Annotated in this window: 18 protein-coding genes and 1 other annotated feature; of the genes, 9 read left to right on the plus strand and 9 right to left on the minus strand. The window is 51.0% G+C overall.

Going from position 1 to position 13,816, the window contains the following annotated elements; all coding sequences use genetic code 11:
• Position 1: 1 nt before the first annotated feature.
• Positions 2–622, minus strand: coding sequence for an SCO family protein (locus BM412_RS17615; RefSeq protein WP_091221152.1), 621 nt, complete (start codon positions 620–622; stop codon positions 2–4).
• A gap of 11 nt (positions 623–633) precedes the next feature.
• Positions 634–1,494 (minus strand): heme o synthase, encoded by an 861-nt coding sequence (gene cyoE / locus BM412_RS17620; protein WP_091221155.1) that lies wholly within the window; start codon positions 1,492–1,494, stop codon positions 634–636.
• 218 nt (positions 1,495–1,712) lie between these two features.
• On the opposite strand from cyoE, the gene BM412_RS17625 reads away from it, so the two are divergent.
• Together BM412_RS17625 and gerQ are read left to right on the plus strand one after the other, a co-directional pair.
• Entirely contained in the window at positions 1,713–2,135 is a 423-nt protein-coding gene (locus tag BM412_RS17625; RefSeq protein ID WP_091221158.1) for a cell wall hydrolase, read from the plus strand.
• 45 nt (positions 2,136–2,180) lie between these two features.
• Positions 2,181–2,702, plus strand: a complete 522-nt coding sequence (gene gerQ / locus BM412_RS17630) for a spore coat protein GerQ (RefSeq protein WP_091221161.1) — start codon at positions 2,181–2,183, stop codon at positions 2,700–2,702.
• Here the strand turns inward: gerQ and BM412_RS17635 are convergent.
• Positions 2,674–2,976, minus strand: coding sequence for a hypothetical protein (locus BM412_RS17635; RefSeq protein ID WP_091221164.1), 303 nt, complete (start codon positions 2,974–2,976; stop codon positions 2,674–2,676). The genes gerQ and BM412_RS17635 overlap by 29 nt on opposite strands.
• Before the next feature lie 283 nt (positions 2,977–3,259).
• Between BM412_RS17635 and BM412_RS17640 the strand changes: the two genes are divergently transcribed.
• The gene (locus tag BM412_RS17640; RefSeq protein ID WP_091221167.1) at positions 3,260–4,246 is read left to right on the plus strand and encodes a metal-dependent hydrolase; all 987 of its coding nucleotides are present in this window, start codon (positions 3,260–3,262) and stop codon (positions 4,244–4,246) included.
• Positions 4,247–4,424: 178 nt separating this feature from the next.
• On the opposite strand, the gene BM412_RS17645 is transcribed toward BM412_RS17640, so the two are convergent.
• Positions 4,425–4,655 (minus strand): alpha/beta-type small acid-soluble spore protein, encoded by a 231-nt coding sequence (locus tag BM412_RS17645; RefSeq protein ID WP_091221170.1) that lies wholly within the window; start codon positions 4,653–4,655, stop codon positions 4,425–4,427.
• Positions 4,656–4,772: 117 nt separating this feature from the next.
• On the opposite strand from BM412_RS17645, the gene BM412_RS31885 reads away from it, so the two are divergent.
• Positions 4,773–4,949, plus strand: a complete 177-nt coding sequence (locus tag BM412_RS31885) for a DUF5325 family protein (RefSeq protein ID WP_143111647.1) — start codon at positions 4,773–4,775, stop codon at positions 4,947–4,949.
• 55 nt (positions 4,950–5,004) lie between these two features.
• Here BM412_RS31885 and trpS read toward each other — a convergent pair whose 3' ends face one another.
• Positions 5,005–5,994: a tryptophan--tRNA ligase gene (gene trpS, locus BM412_RS17650; protein ID WP_091221173.1), complete on the minus strand. Its 990-nt coding sequence runs from the start codon at positions 5,992–5,994 to the stop codon at positions 5,005–5,007.
• An 82-nt stretch (positions 5,995–6,076) separates the two neighbouring features.
• Positions 6,077–6,336, minus strand: a binding site (T-box leader).
• 171 nt (positions 6,337–6,507) lie between these two features.
• Between trpS and BM412_RS17655 the strand changes: the two genes are divergently transcribed.
• From BM412_RS17655 to BM412_RS17665, 3 genes are all read left to right on the plus strand, one after another.
• Complete coding sequence (locus tag BM412_RS17655; RefSeq protein ID WP_091221176.1) at positions 6,508–7,431, plus strand: permease; 924 nt, start codon at positions 6,508–6,510, stop codon at positions 7,429–7,431.
• A 12-nt stretch (positions 7,432–7,443) separates the two neighbouring features.
• Positions 7,444–7,770, plus strand: coding sequence for a DUF1980 domain-containing protein (locus BM412_RS17660; protein WP_091221178.1), 327 nt, complete (start codon positions 7,444–7,446; stop codon positions 7,768–7,770).
• A gap of 102 nt (positions 7,771–7,872) precedes the next feature.
• The gene (locus BM412_RS17665; RefSeq protein WP_091221180.1) at positions 7,873–8,094 is read left to right on the plus strand and encodes an alpha/beta-type small acid-soluble spore protein; all 222 of its coding nucleotides are present in this window, start codon (positions 7,873–7,875) and stop codon (positions 8,092–8,094) included.
• Positions 8,095–8,158: 64 nt separating this feature from the next.
• Here the strand turns inward: BM412_RS17665 and BM412_RS17670 are convergent, their stop codons facing one another.
• Complete coding sequence (locus BM412_RS17670) at positions 8,159–8,569, minus strand: O-methyltransferase (RefSeq protein ID WP_091221183.1); 411 nt, start codon at positions 8,567–8,569, stop codon at positions 8,159–8,161.
• 248 nt (positions 8,570–8,817) lie between these two features.
• Between BM412_RS17670 and BM412_RS17675 the strand changes: the two genes are divergently transcribed.
• Positions 8,818–10,077, plus strand: coding sequence for a methyl-accepting chemotaxis protein (locus tag BM412_RS17675; protein WP_091221185.1), 1,260 nt, complete (start codon positions 8,818–8,820; stop codon positions 10,075–10,077).
• 90 nt (positions 10,078–10,167) lie between these two features.
• On the opposite strand, the gene BM412_RS17680 is transcribed toward BM412_RS17675, so the two are convergent.
• Complete coding sequence (locus BM412_RS17680) at positions 10,168–10,830, minus strand: SGNH/GDSL hydrolase family protein (RefSeq protein WP_091221187.1); 663 nt, start codon at positions 10,828–10,830, stop codon at positions 10,168–10,170.
• A 13-nt stretch (positions 10,831–10,843) separates the two neighbouring features.
• Complete coding sequence (locus tag BM412_RS17685; protein ID WP_091221189.1) at positions 10,844–11,803, minus strand: alpha/beta fold hydrolase; 960 nt, start codon at positions 11,801–11,803, stop codon at positions 10,844–10,846.
• A 77-nt stretch (positions 11,804–11,880) separates the two neighbouring features.
• On the opposite strand from BM412_RS17685, the gene BM412_RS17690 reads away from it, so the two are divergent.
• Entirely contained in the window at positions 11,881–12,903 is a 1,023-nt protein-coding gene (locus tag BM412_RS17690) for a polysaccharide deacetylase family protein (RefSeq protein WP_256256409.1), read from the plus strand.
• 43 nt (positions 12,904–12,946) lie between these two features.
• On the opposite strand, the gene BM412_RS17695 is transcribed toward BM412_RS17690, so the two are convergent.
• Positions 12,947–13,738, minus strand: a complete 792-nt coding sequence (locus BM412_RS17695; RefSeq protein WP_091221192.1) for a 3D domain-containing protein — start codon at positions 13,736–13,738, stop codon at positions 12,947–12,949.
• Positions 13,739–13,816: the final 78 nt, after the last annotated feature.

Genomic DNA, 13,816 nt, shown 5'->3' on the forward strand with positions numbered 1-13,816 from the left:
GCTACTCTTCAACCAATGCGTCTATGACGTTAACGATCTTCTCCGGACTTTGCGTTTCGTCGATCGAGCCCGTTAAATATTTGCGAACGACGCCTTTCCGGTCAACGAACGTAATGGTGTCCGTATGCGTGAATAGGTTCGTTGCGTCATCCTTGATAAGTCCCAGCCCGAAGTCCTTCATCAGCTGCTTCGTCTGTTCCTCGCTGTCTTCCCGGAGGAACTTCCAGCCGCTCATGTCGATGTCAAACTTCCCGGCGAATTTCCGCATCGCCTCTGCCGTATCGCGCTTCGGATCGAAGGTGATCGACATGAATTCCACGTCTTTGCCGAAGGTTCCGCTTGCCTTCAGCTTGTCCTGCACCTGGGTCATCAGATAAGTCGTAGGCGGGCAGACGTCCGGACAATTGGCATAGAAGAAATAGATCACGCGTACTTTACCTTCCGAATCGCCAAGCGTTACTTGCTTGCCATCCAAATCCGTCAGCTGAAAGCTCGGCGCCTTCAAATTCTGATCCAAATTCGGTTTCGCTTCCTTCGAGGAAGAGAGATATAAGTAAACCGCCATGACCAAACATAACGCCAGCACTGCAATTACAAATCCATATTTGCGTAAAATAGGCATGAATCGCCCTCCTAACCGATGCCGTTCGTATCGACGATCATGACCAGAAATACAATCATCAAATAGTTAATGGAAATAATAAAATTCGTTTTCGCCCATTTGTTGTTATCCTGCGCCTTGAGCCCCATCAATGTATGAACCAGCCAGAGCACGCCGCCAAGTAGCGAAATGATGAGGAACGCATAACCGACGTAGCCGTATGTGAAGAACAGAATGCCGGTTGGAATCAACAGCAGGATATACGGGTTCATTTGCAGCTTCGTGCGATGAACGCCTTTGATGACCGGCAGCAATGGAAAGCCTGCCGCGCGGTATTCTTCCACCCGTCTGATTGCGAGCGACCAGAAATGAGCCGGCTGCCACAGGAACAGCAGTGCAAACAACAGCCATGCGCCTTCATCCACAACGCCGGTTACCGCGCAGTAGCCGATTACCGGAGGCATTGCGCCCGAAACGCCGCCAATGGACGTGCTCCAAGTCGAAGTGCGCTTCAGCCACATGGTGTAAATGACGACATACACGAAAAACCCAAGCAATCCAAGCCAGCCGCTAATCGGGTTCACCAAGGTGAACAGCACGGTAACGCCCGCAATCCCAAGTACGATACCGTACACCAAAACGTTGGTCGGACTCAGTCGATTGGTCGGAAGCGCGCGATTCTTCGTGCGTTCCATCTTCTTGTCCAGCTCGCGGTCCCAATAATTATTAATGACACATGCCGATGCCATCGTAAGTACCGATCCGATCAGCATGTAGAGCAGCAGCAACCAATCAATATCCCATTTGGAAGCGACCCAAAACCCGCCAAACCCCGCGAAAGCATTCAATCGTACCAGGTTCGGTTTTGTCAGGGCCACATATTCTTTAAACACAGCCAGTCTCCCCGCTTCCAATGCCTATGAGTGAAAATAAACCCATCTTGTTTGTTTTAAAATCGTTCTTTATCATACCGAAAAAACAAGCTGTTGACAATGTTCGCGGTTCTTGTTCATGAATTTGACACCTTATGGAACCATTTTGCCCATATCTCAATACACTATCAATGTGGTCAATGGCCCATTTGATCGAAAGGAAGTGGAACCCGAGCGAAATGGCAGCTATTAAATCCAACTCCGAAGAAGTCAAACTGCTTGCAAGGCTCCTCCGTGCGGAAGCTGAAGGCGAAGGCAACCAGGGCATGTTGATGGTAGGCAATGTCGGTGTCAACCGTGTGCTGGGAAACTGCATCGATTTCAAGAACATTCGCACCATTCAACAGATGGTATACCAGAGCCCCGGAGGATTCGAAGCAACTCAGAAAGGCTATTTCTATCAAGCTGCCAGAGACAATGAGATCGCGCTGGCCAAACGCGTCATTAACGGTGAACGCATATGGCCGTCAACGAACTCCTTATGGTACTTCCGTCCTGCCGGCAGCTGCCCCCCAACATGGTGGGATCAGAGGCTCGTCGGTAAATTCAAGGCACACTGCTTCTATTCTCCGAAGCAAAGCGAGTGCCCGGCAGTTTATTGAAGATCCCTTTAAAGTTGATAATGCGAAAGTGAGGAATTAATTCTTATGTCAAACGGTTATGGGTACAATACAGCGGTTAGTCCAGCAAGTACGGGAGGATTTCCCGGAGGATATGGTTACGGCTACTATCAGCATCCGACAGCGACACCGATGCCGACGCCGGTGCCAACACCTTTCGTAGCCGGTGCTTCCATGGCTCCGCCAATGGTACCAAGCGGTTCTTTCGTTACGCCGTCCGGCGGTAATGTCGTTACCATTCCGGCTACCGAAGAATCTTATGTAGAGAATATCCTGCGGATGAACCGCGGAAAAATGGCTACCTTTTATATGACGTACGAGAACAACCGGGAATGGAACGCCAAAGTATTCCGCGGTATCATCGAAGCCGCAGGACGCGATCATATCATTATCAGCGATCCGTCGACAGGAATGCGTTACTTACTGCTTACGCTTAATCTCGATTACGTTACGTTCGATGGCCCGATTAACTACGAATATACGTTTAACGGCCAAACGGTTACGAATACGACGCCGGTATCTACTCCGGTACCGACGACCGGCCGTTAATCGGCTTAAAGGTCCACGCATGGACTTTAGGGCTCCCGCCAGGCACCCACTGTGACATCGCATGCCATGAAGAACGCTCCCCGCAGCGTTCTTTTTTGATGTCCACCGCTTCCTGCTCGCTCGCCGCTTCCCATACTTCCACGAAGAGCAGGGGCTGATCGGTGCCCTCATACAGCTTGAACGCCTCGCCATTGCCGGGCTTCTCCGCAATCCAGCTACGATACAGGGCTTCACTCTCGGGTGCAATATGATACTCCACAAAACAAATATACATGTGCCGCACATCCTTTCGATAACCAAGTTAGTTCGCGTCGCGGCGGCCTAATTAGGCGTTAACAAATATTTAGTTATAATCGCCCACGATTCGGAAAATACTTAAGCGTACAAATAGAAGTATCGAGGTGAAACGGCTATCGCCTTCCCCCTTGGCGGCGCAGCGCGTTTCATTCCGGTGGAATATAGGGTTAGTATAAGGTGTACCGCTTATACTTTCTTATATTTACACAAAATGAGCATTTCCACACCAAGGCATATGCTAACACGAGGAGGTTCCCTGTATGGATAGCGGAACGCATTTGGTCATGGGACTGGGACTCGCGGGGCTCGCCTCCGTCGATCCGGCCGTCGCCTCCGACCAAACGCTCTATGCCGCCGTTCTGATCGGAACGGTGCTTGGATCGCAAGCACCCGATCTTGACGGATTGCTGCGCTTCAAGAGCAATGCGGCTTACATTCGAAACCATCGCGGCGCATCACATTCCCTGCCGGCCATTGGCATCTGGACCGCGCTAATCACCTTGCTGCTCCAAACGATATTTCGCTTTCAGCTTCCATGGCTCCATCTTGGGGGCTGGGTACTGCTCGCTGTCGTCGTCCATGTATTCGTCGACTTGTTTAATACGTACGGCACGCAGGCGATGCGGCCGTTCAATCAGAAATGGATTTCCTGGAACATTATCCATATCTTCGACCCGGTTATCTTCTTGGCCCATCTCATTGCGATTGTCATGTGGGGACTTAAGATCGGTAATCCGCAAATTGTATTTCCGCTGCTCTACGCCTTCTTGATTGTTTATTATTGCTGGCGAACGGCAGCCCATTACGCCCTACAGAAGCAGCTCGTTCGCATCGATACCGTACACGAGGCAGGCGACCGCTATATCCTGATCCCAACCATATCGCTCTATGATTGGAATGTCGTGAAACGCCGCTCTGACGACTCCTTCCTCATCGGTGACTATCGGCATGGCAAGCTGCGCTGGATGGACCGGGCCAAATGCTCCGACCACCCTGCCGTTGAGAAGTCCAAGAACGATCATTCCATTCGTGCCTTTCTCTACTTCACTTCCTTTGCTTGTGCCGAAGTGCAGGAGCATCCTTGGGGGTATGAAGTTCGCTGGTCCGATGTGCGCTATCGTCATCGCAAGCAATATCCTTTTGTCGGCGTGCTGCTGATGGATACAGAGTTTAAAACGTTAGGCTCTTACGTCGGGTGGTTAAGCGAGGATCGGCTGCAGAAGCGGCTTAGAATGAATACGTATTGACTTACGGAAGCCTCTTCTTGCACAATAGAAGAGGCTTTTCGCTTGTTTCGTTTAGGAACCGGGTTCGAAAGAAACAATAAGTACGTTTGATTCTATAACCATAACAAAGCAGAAGCTCAAGGCTGCCCTTGAGCTTCTGCTGTTACTCTTCGGTATTTATTGTTCCTTTAGCAGCGCTCTAACGGAAGTTGGATGATCCCGATAGTTGCTGTTCGGCGATTTGGACGAGTTTACGAGTGATGTATCCGCCCAATGATCCTGCGTCTCGAGTCGAGACGTTGCCATAGTAGCCATCTGAAGGAATTTGAATACCCAACTCTTGCGCCGCCTCATACTTCATTTGTTGAAGAGCTGCGGTTGCTTGCGGTACGACCAGCGTATTGCTGCTACGAGATTGTTGTCCTGCCATGTGGAAATTCTCCTTTCATCTCTTACGATGGTGTGTTGCAAACTTATTATGATTCGTTTGCGAGAAGAATATGCTAAAGTTTAAAAACAATTTTATAAGGTTAAGGAGAGTGCCTGAATGTCTAAGCCAATGGCCTTGTTTTTCGCGATTTTTTCGGTTTTGCTCATGAGTGCCACAGCTATTTCCATTAGCTATAATGGGTGGGTTGCCGTGCTGATGTTCATATTAACCATCTGCAGTATCGGAGCAGGGTTTGTCGTGAATGCCAAAATGAAACGCCGCAAACAAGGATAAAGTCTCCCTTGCTTGCGGCGTTAAGCTTTCTTATAAGTTAATCAACGTTAAGAACTTAAGAACGAGGCAGAAGGAAGCCCATTCTCTCTTTCGCGTCGCGAAGCGTCTTATCGGCAATGACCGACACGCGCTCTGCGCCTTGCTTCAGAATCTCATGAATTTCGCCGGAGCTGCGGATTTCCGCGTAACGCTGCTGCAGCGGCTCCAGCTTGGCAACGACATGCTCCGCTAAGTCCTTCTTGAACGCGCCGTAACCTTGCCCTTCATAACGCGCTTCGATTTCATCAAGCGTAACGCCCGCACAATGCGAGTAGATACTCATCAGGTTGCTGACTTCCGGCTTCTCGGCGGGATTGAACTTCACCTCGCGGCCGGAATCGGTCGTTGCGCGGCTGATTTTCTTGCGAATCACATCGGGCGGGTCAAGCAGCGCAATGTAGCTGCCCGGATTCGGATTGCTCTTGCTCATCTTCTTCGTGCCGTCATCGAGCGACATGATGCGCGCGCCGACTTTCTGGATATACGGCTCCGGAATGGTGAACATATCGCCGTAGCGCTGATTAAAGCGCTGCGCCAGGTCGCGCGTAAGCTCCAGATGCTGCTTCTGGTCGTCGCCAACCGGTACAAGGTCTGCATTGTACATGAGAATGTCTGCAGCCATCAAAGTCGGATAAACGAACAGTCCGGCACCGACAGAGTCTTTGCCTGTTGATTTGTCTTTGAACTGAGTCATCCGCTCAAGCTCGCCCATATAGGCAAGCGTTGTAAACAACCAGCCCAGCTCGGCGTGCGCTGATACATGGGATTGCACGAAGACGCTCGCTTTAGCGGGATCAATTCCCGCCGCGATGAATAAAGCCGCAACCGATTCCGATTGCTCCCTTAGCGCTGCCGGCTCCTGCGGCACCGTAATCGCATGCAAGTCGACGACCATGAAATAGCATTCATGGGTTTCCTGCAGTTTAACAAAGTTTTGAATCGCACCGATGTAGTTGCCGAGTGTCAATTGACCGCTTGGCTGAATGCCGGATAATACGCGTGGCATAGTCGGTTCCTCCCTTATGGTTGATTGGTTGTAAGCTTGAAGTTGTAACAGCCAAAATTGAACGCAAAAAAAGCCCGCCGCCGCAAGGGACGAGGACCGTGGTGCCACCCTAATTTGTTTACGTGCAGCGGATGACTGAACGCGCATCTGCTCTGCTTCGTAAACCTCAAGCTTCCTAACGAGAAGCGAAACGAAGACGCATACGGCAGGTCTCTTCGGACCGCTTTCCTCATCTCTGCTCAAGGATCCATTCGGCAGTCGGACGCATGCACCGGTTCGCACCACCCACCGGCTCTCTGAAGCAGCAATTCCCCGCTTACTTATTCCCATCATTGCATTTACGTGAATTATACTCTCTCCGGATGAAATGTCAAGAGCGCTCTGCGCCTATTTTCACACCGTCAAAATTGTCTCCGGGCGGCTGTCCTGCTTGGCCCACTTCGCGCATACCTTGTATCGTAGGGAATAGCCTGGCCTTTCCCTCGCCTCGCCGAAAGGAGACCTCGAATAGCCATGCATGATTTCCAGCATATATTCATCAGCATTATTATAGAAGCCTTCCCGTTTATCCTGCTGGGCGTCTTCTTCTCCGCCCTTCTGCAGGTATTCGTCTCAGACGCGATGATCGCGCGCATTACGCCAAGCCATCCGGTCGCCGGCGTCCTATTCGGCTGCTTGCTCGGGCTGCTGCTCCCCCTGTGCGAATGCGGCATGATTCCGGTCGTGAGACGTCTCATTCGCAAAGGAATGCCTCCATACATCGGAATGGTGTTTATATTCGCCGGTCCAATTATCAATCCCATTGTTTTCGCTTCAACGTTCAGCGCTTTCCGCTCCCAGCCCTCCATGGCTTACTCTCGAATCGGACTTGCATTCGTTGTTTGTATGCTGCTTGGACTGCTTATGGTTCGTTTCATGAAACGCAATCCCCTCAAGCTCGGCATGCATTCGTTTACCGGAGGACGCTCCGGCGAGTCGGCTTACGGCCATAACTACAATTATGGCAGCTTGAACAGCGGCTTTCGCGAACGTATCCACGCCACCTTCAACCATGCCTCCGATGAGTTTTTTGATATCGGCAAATATTTGATCATCGGCGCCTTCCTGACGGCCATCGTGCAATCCGCAGTTGATCCGACCGTACTCCTGTCGCTTAGCGAGCATCCGGCCGCCGCGAATATCTTTATGATGGGCGCCGCGTTCGCCTTATCGCTATGCTCCACCTCGGACGCTTTTATCGCCTCGTCGTTTCAAGGAATCTTAGGCCCGGGGGCGCTGCTCGGGTTTCTGGTGTTCGGCCCGATGGTAGATGTGAAGAGCCTGCTGATGCTCTTCTCCGCTTTCCGCAGCAAAGTTATTATCGCCATCAGCTTGTATCTGGCAGCTGCCGTATGGCTGTTGTCCATCGTGACAGAGAAACTGATATTCCGACAATAAGGAGGCGTGGATATGATCTCTACCGCCCAGCGCCGAGCCATCGTCCACCATCTGATCAGAAGCTGCATCCTCGCTTGCTTCGGTGTGTTCATTATCTATTTGGTCCGGACAGGAAGCCTGCTTCAATACGTGGAGCCTGCCCTAAGCCTCTATGTTAAGCTCTCTGCAATGGGTCTCTTCGCAACGGCCATCTACCAGCTTCATTCTGCCTGGGACAACTGGCGCGGCGTTGATGCAGCCGCATGCGACTGCAACCACGACCCTTCCTCCTCCACGATTGCAAATGTCTTCTACTATGGCTTATTCTTGCTTCCGCTCGCACTTGGCTTCCTGTTGTGATCGGAGAAAATTGGAAAAAATTACATTGAAAATAATGCCAACGGCATCGTATAAAAGCTTCCAGTGAATCCATACTAAGGGTACACAAAGGAGGTGATTACGATGGCTTCCAACCGCAGCAGTGGTTCGTTGGTCGTACCCGGGGCTAGCGCAGCGCTTGATCAAATGAAATACGAAGTTGCAAGAAGTCTTGGCATTTCTTTCGCACAAGACGGATACTATGGCGACATGTTAACTCGTGATGCTGGTTATATCGGCGGTAACATTACTCGCAGATTAGTTGAAATTGCAGAAACGCAACTTGCAGGAAGAGCTTCGCGTTAATCCGCCGCATTTAGGCAAATAAAAAGCTGCCCCAGAGTGCCGAGGCAGCTTTTTGCTGTGTCTATTAAGGAGCATCCCGGAAAGAATGCTGCGCGAATTTAGGTGTATAACGGAACATGCTGCTTGCCATATTGTAGTTGCTCTCGAACAGTATGCTTGCCGACCAGGCGCCTGTGCCGGTACGAACCGAGAAATCGTACATGATTTCTCCGTGCGTCCAATTCCGTTTCAGCTTGATGGAATCGATCGCCATCTGTCTGAACGCCTGTATCTGCTCTTGCGTCATTCCTTGCTCGGACTGCCCGATTTGACCGTTTCTGCTTTCAATCGGATGATGACGAATGCCATATTTGCCGACTGCATTATTTCGAATTTGAATGATTACAGTTCCGGCTTGAGCGTTAAGAAGCTCATCAGTCAATTGCTTGAAGACGAAGTCCACTTGTCGAGTTAAAGGCATTGCGTCCAAATTCATAGGTTTCCGCCTCCGAGATCCTGTATTTAGATGAATTTTCCAAGTCATCCAATAGGCCCATTATAAGACAAGAATTTCGATCGCACAATAATAATTATACAAAAACATTACAAACTTTTAGTTCTTTCGACATCTACCTTACAAGCGTTTCTCCTTCTTTCGACATAATCACCCCGATGTAGACGAATATAGACAAAAAGTACTGTGGTGCTATAATATAACTATTCCATATAAAGGAGAGCTTCCCGATGCAATGGTTCCATTCTTTATCTATCCGAAATAAGCTCCTTGTCGGCTGCTACACGATTGTAGCTACATTTTCCATCGCGCTGTTGCTTGGCCTTGCACTTACTGGCGGAAGTCTCATACTGGGATTAGTCATCATTGTACTTGCCGCAGCTGCCACATTCCCACTTGTCAGGGTTATTGAGACAGCGCTTACATCATCGATCGATGAAATGACCTCCATCGCATTCGGTATCGCGAAGGGCGATTTCACGCAGAAGGTGGATGTATCCTCGTCCGCTTCGCTCGGCGAACTTGGCCATTCCTTCAACAGCATGGTAGACAAGCTTCGCGACATTCTGAAAGAAACCTCGACCATTTCTAGAATCGTCAATGATACAAGCCGCAGCATTTTTGATAAGAATATCGATTTGAAGAAAGTGATGGAGCAAGTAGCCGCATCTGCCGGCGAGCTTGCCACCGGAGCGAATCAAATTTCCGAGGATGTCGGCGATATGGCGGACTCCATCCGCGAAATCGAGGACAAAGTATCCTCTTACGCGCACTCCACGAAAGTAATGAACGAACGCTCCGAACAGACGCTAAGTTTGGTTGAGCGCGGACGGCAAGCGGTTGAGAGCCAATCGACAGGGATGTCCCGCAACGTTGAAGCAACCTCTCAGGTATCCGAAGCTATTGAAGAGCTGGCGCGCAAAGCAGCCGGCATCTCCGCTATTACCCGCACCATCTCGGACCTGGCTGAGCAAACGAACCTGCTGTCGCTGAATGCTTCCATCGAGGCGGCGCGCGCCGGTGAGCATGGCCGCGGATTCGCAGTCGTTGCACAGGAAGTGCGCAAGCTTGCAGAGGAATCCACTTCCTCGACGAAGGAAGTATTCAACCTTGTTCGCAGCATCGACACCGGCGTAAAACAAGCCATCCAGAACATTAAAGTCAACGAAGAGGTTGTTCAGCTCCAAATGAAAATGCTTCAGGACTCTGAAGTGATCTTCTCAGAACTGGTTACAAGCGTTGAGTTTATTACCGAGCAGATTGCTCAGTTCTCCGGCGAAAGCGATCAAATGATGGAGAGCGCCCGTAAAATTTCAAGCGCCATCCAAAGCATCTCTGCCATTACGCAGCAATCCGCGGCAGGCACTGAGGAAGTATCGGCTTCGATGAACGATCAAATCGGCTCCGTGCAGGCCGTAGTTACGGAAACCGAGAAAATGCAGCAGACGGTTATGCAGCTGCAGCGTACGATGTCGATCTTCAAAATCTAATTCACTACATATGAAACCTAAAGAAGACCTCCCGCTCCAGCCATCTCTGGTTGAATCGGGAGGTCTTCTGTCGTAGCGGCAGATGATAATTTAGGATAGCCCTTGCGAGTAATCAAATCCGACCGCTTGCAGGAAAGCTCTTGCGAGCACCGCATGACCGGCTTGACTCGGATGAACGCGATCCCATGCAATCGTTGCCGGGTAGATATGCTCCATGACCCGGTTGAATGCAGCCTGCGTATCCACAAACAACGCATCATGCTTAGCTGCTATTTCTCGAACGATCGCGCCGTAACGATCCATCTGAGCTCTCATGGCATCGTTTGGATTCGGTTCAAGGTAGAACGGCGTCATCAATACGAGCCCTTTGAGCTTCGGTCTTGTTTGTATTACGAGTTCTTCTAAAGTCGCCGCATACTCTTCCGGGTACACATGCGACTCTATAATCAGAGGGGTATCGAATTGACGCCACACGTCATTGGTACCGATCATAATCGACAGCCAATCCGGCTTCTGGTCGAGCACATCCGTCTGCCAGCGCGCCTTCAAATCAAGCACTGTATTTCCGCTCGTCCCAACGTTGACAACGCGAATGCCGCGTTCCGGATAGGCTGCAGTCAGCAACGCATCCACTAGGCCTGCATACCCTTTGCCGATTGCATCGAACAGCCCTTCTCCTACAGGCCGCGCTCGGCCGCAATCTGTGATGGAATCCCCAATCATGACAAGCTTATCCTTCACCTCTAACAACATGAACGTACCCTCCCTATTCCGCTAAGAAAAACTGCATAATTTTATCATTCAAGCCCGGCAATCCTTCATGGCCGAAATCCGGAAAAATTTCAAGCCGCTTCTTCGAGCCGATCTTGTTATAGGCCGCAAACTGTGTGGATGGCGGGCAGATCGTATCCATTAAACCTACGCCCATCAATACTTCACCTTGAATTCGGTCAGCCAAATGCTGAATGTCTATGTAACCCAGCTTCGTGAAAATCTCATCCTCACGCTCATGCTGCGGATCGAAATGGCGGAAGTACGTACGCAGCTCATGGTAGGCGTCCTTGGCCAGGTCCATTTCCCATACGCGTCTGTAGTCGCTGAGGAATGGGAATACAGGCGCAAGCTTCGCTATTCTCGGCTCAAGCGCCGCACAGGCAATCGTCAAGGCGCCGCCTTGCGAGCCGCCCATGGCGTAGACTCGGCTCGGATCAACTTCCGGCATATGCAGCGCAATGCCTGCCAGCTGAGCCGTGTCGAGGAAGATATGGCGGAACAACAGCTGATCCGGCTCGTCATCAAGACCGCGGATGATGTGACCGTGATGGGTATTGCCTTTAACGCTGCCGGTGTCTTCGGACTTGCCGCCTTGACCGCGGCAATCCATTGCGAACACGGAATAGCCGAGGGATACATAAGCGAGACGCTCCGTCCAATCGCCGGAATGTCCGGTATAACCGTGAAATTGAACAACCGCGGGATGTGGCGCTGCCGCGTTCCGAGGACGCGCATATTGTGCATGAACACGCGCACCTTTGACGCCGGTGAAATAGAGATCGAAGCATTCCGCCTGCGGCGTTTGGAAAGCACTGGGAATAAGCTCGACTGCAGCATCTGTCTGGCGCATTTCCGTTAATGCGCGATCCCAGTATGCATCGAAATCAGCAGGTTTCGGATTGATTCCTGTATACGTTTTCAATTCATGAAGCGGCATATCAATGGCTGGCATGTTCTATCCCCTTTTCAACTTATTCCCTTACATGTTACGTGTTTGAGACTAACCGTGTAAAGAGGGATCTTTCATGCATGATCAAAGGATGGCAGGGCAAAATGAGATCGACCGAGTACGGCATGCTGCACAAGTACATTATCGCACGGAGCGGAGGGACTGGGAACATGTTCGGGATGCCTGTAACAAAGCGGGTGTTAGTGCTGCTGCTTGCCTGGACCGCATTATTAAGCTCCTCGTCGCATGCTGACGATGCCGGCTCCTCGCCTGCCGACTTGCCGCGAGTCGGCAGCGTCAGCGAAAGCGAGCCACAGCAAACAGCTGAACATCATGGAAACGCGATCGGGATCGGCGCCGGTGGTGTCGGTACCAAACACGCCGAACCTTCTTTCAACAGCGAACAGAAACGCAAGAAGAAACGCAGTGCCATGTCATGGGTAAAGCTGCAGCAGCAGTTTCCCGGTTCGTTCGTCGTCTGGGGCCCGCGAGGGTCGCGCAGAGTGGCGCTGACCTTCGATGATGTGCCTGATCCGCGCTATACGCCTCAGGTGCTGGAGATTCTTGCTCGCTATAAAGTAAGAGCCACTTTCTTCGTCGTCGGCAACCGTGCAGCCAAGCACCCCGCTCTTGTACGGCGCATGCGTAAGGAAGGCCATATTATCGGCAATCATTCGTATGATCATGCGGTGTTCTCGCGCATTTCCCGCTATGCTTTCGAGCAGCAAATTTGGCAAACCGATTGGATTCTGCGTCCTCTTGCCGGATACAGTCCGAAATTTATTCGACCACCCTACGGCGAGATTACCCCTCAGCAAGTGGATTGGCTGCGGCGCAGAGGTTACATCGTGGTTAATTGGGATGTAGATTCCGTCGACTGGAAGAGTCTCGACAGCAACAGCATTCTCATCAATATCAAAAGAACGCTGCAGCCCGGATCGATTATTTTGCAGCATGCCGGCGGCGGCGAAGGACAGGATTTATCAGGGACGGTCGCTGCGCTGCCAAGGCTTATCCGGATGCTCCACAGCAAAGGGTATCAGATCGTCACGCTGCCCGAGCTGCTAAATAAACCAGAAGCTCGCGGTACGCGGACGAGGTAAAAAAACGGCAGCCCCACTGGGCTGCCGTTTGCATCGCAATATGCTATTCCAGAACAAATACTTTCACGTATTGGAAGCCAAACATCTTGGCTTGCTCTTGCGATTGCGGTACGAAAATATCGATACGGTCGCCTTTGATGGCACCGCCCATGTCTGCTGCTATGGCCATCATGCCGCCAACCGGTAGTCCGCCATGGTCATAACCCGTTACATAGACCTTGCTGCCCAGCGGGATGACGTTCGGGTCAACTGCAATTGTTCCCAGCTTAAGCGGGTTACCGAAGTAGTCCACTGCGCCCCACGAGCCATTCTCCGAAGCAGCGGCTGTATAAGCACTTGCTTTAGCTTGAACAACTTCCGAATAGTTATAATTGCTGTTGCCGATTGTGATGATTTCTTCTTTCTTGTCCAAGGAGGTCATTTTCATCGACTTCCCTACTGCTGCTTTAGACGCAGCTTTTACAGCTTTCGGTGCCGCTTTCGCTTTCATTTTTGCTTTTGAAGCTGCCTTAGGTGCTGCCTTTGCTTTTGGTGCTGCTTTAGGTGCAGCTTTCGCTTTCGCGGCCTTCTCTTTCGGCGCCGCCTTAGCGGTTTCCGCCGTCTTCACAACTTTCGAAGCAGGAATCACGATGGTAAGCCCTGCATAAATGTTGTTCGGATCAATCATCGGATTAGCTTTCAGCATTTGCTGAAGGGAAATGCCAAACTGCTTGGAAAGCTCCCAGAACGTGTCGCCGTCTTTCGCGCTGTAGGTCGATGCTGCGCTTGCCGAGTGTGTAAGAACAGCAAAGCTCAGCGCCGCAATAATCGCGCTTTTCTTCCATACCTGTTTCATCAAGTTGTATTGCCTCCTTTTGATTTACGGATGTCATCCACGTCCAACAGGTGTGGATTTATTCCGTCATCGCGATGA

This window comes from Paenibacillus sp. BC26 (assembly GCF_900116125.1).
GTDB lineage: Bacteria > Bacillota > Bacilli > Paenibacillales > Paenibacillaceae > Paenibacillus_Z > Paenibacillus_Z lignilyticus.

Excerpts from the sequence above, each read along its gene's own strand:
- BM412_RS17675 (WP_091221185.1), top strand. The coding sequence starts at position 8,818 with ATGCAATGGTTCCATTCTTTATCTATCCGAAATAAGCTCCTTGTCGGC.
- gerQ (WP_091221161.1), top strand. The coding sequence starts at position 2,181 with ATGTCAAACGGTTATGGGTACAATACAGCGGTTAGTCCAGCAAGTACG.
- BM412_RS17635 (WP_091221164.1), bottom strand. The coding sequence starts at position 2,976 with ATGTATATTTGTTTTGTGGAGTATCATATTGCACCCGAGAGTGAAGCC.
- BM412_RS17645 (WP_091221170.1), bottom strand. The coding sequence starts at position 4,655 with ATGGCAGGACAACAATCTCGTAGCAGCAATACGCTGGTCGTACCGCAA.
- trpS (WP_091221173.1), bottom strand. The coding sequence starts at position 5,994 with ATGCCACGCGTATTATCCGGCATTCAGCCAAGCGGTCAATTGACACTC.
- BM412_RS17615 (WP_091221152.1), bottom strand. The coding sequence starts at position 622 with ATGCCTATTTTACGCAAATATGGATTTGTAATTGCAGTGCTGGCGTTA.
- BM412_RS17665 (WP_091221180.1), top strand. The coding sequence starts at position 7,873 with ATGGCTTCCAACCGCAGCAGTGGTTCGTTGGTCGTACCCGGGGCTAGC.
- BM412_RS17625 (WP_091221158.1), top strand. The coding sequence starts at position 1,713 with ATGGCAGCTATTAAATCCAACTCCGAAGAAGTCAAACTGCTTGCAAGG.
- BM412_RS31885 (WP_143111647.1), top strand. The coding sequence starts at position 4,773 with ATGTCTAAGCCAATGGCCTTGTTTTTCGCGATTTTTTCGGTTTTGCTC.
- BM412_RS17640 (WP_091221167.1), top strand. The coding sequence starts at position 3,260 with ATGGATAGCGGAACGCATTTGGTCATGGGACTGGGACTCGCGGGGCTC.
- BM412_RS17685 (WP_091221189.1), bottom strand. The coding sequence starts at position 11,803 with ATGCCAGCCATTGATATGCCGCTTCATGAATTGAAAACGTATACAGGA.
- BM412_RS17690 (WP_256256409.1), top strand. The coding sequence starts at position 11,881 with ATGATCAAAGGATGGCAGGGCAAAATGAGATCGACCGAGTACGGCATG.
- BM412_RS17695 (WP_091221192.1), bottom strand. The coding sequence starts at position 13,738 with ATGAAACAGGTATGGAAGAAAAGCGCGATTATTGCGGCGCTGAGCTTT.
- BM412_RS17670 (WP_091221183.1), bottom strand. The coding sequence starts at position 8,569 with ATGAATTTGGACGCAATGCCTTTAACTCGACAAGTGGACTTCGTCTTC.
- BM412_RS17660 (WP_091221178.1), top strand. The coding sequence starts at position 7,444 with ATGATCTCTACCGCCCAGCGCCGAGCCATCGTCCACCATCTGATCAGA.
- BM412_RS17680 (WP_091221187.1), bottom strand. The coding sequence starts at position 10,830 with ATGTTGTTAGAGGTGAAGGATAAGCTTGTCATGATTGGGGATTCCATC.
- BM412_RS17655 (WP_091221176.1), top strand. The coding sequence starts at position 6,508 with ATGCATGATTTCCAGCATATATTCATCAGCATTATTATAGAAGCCTTC.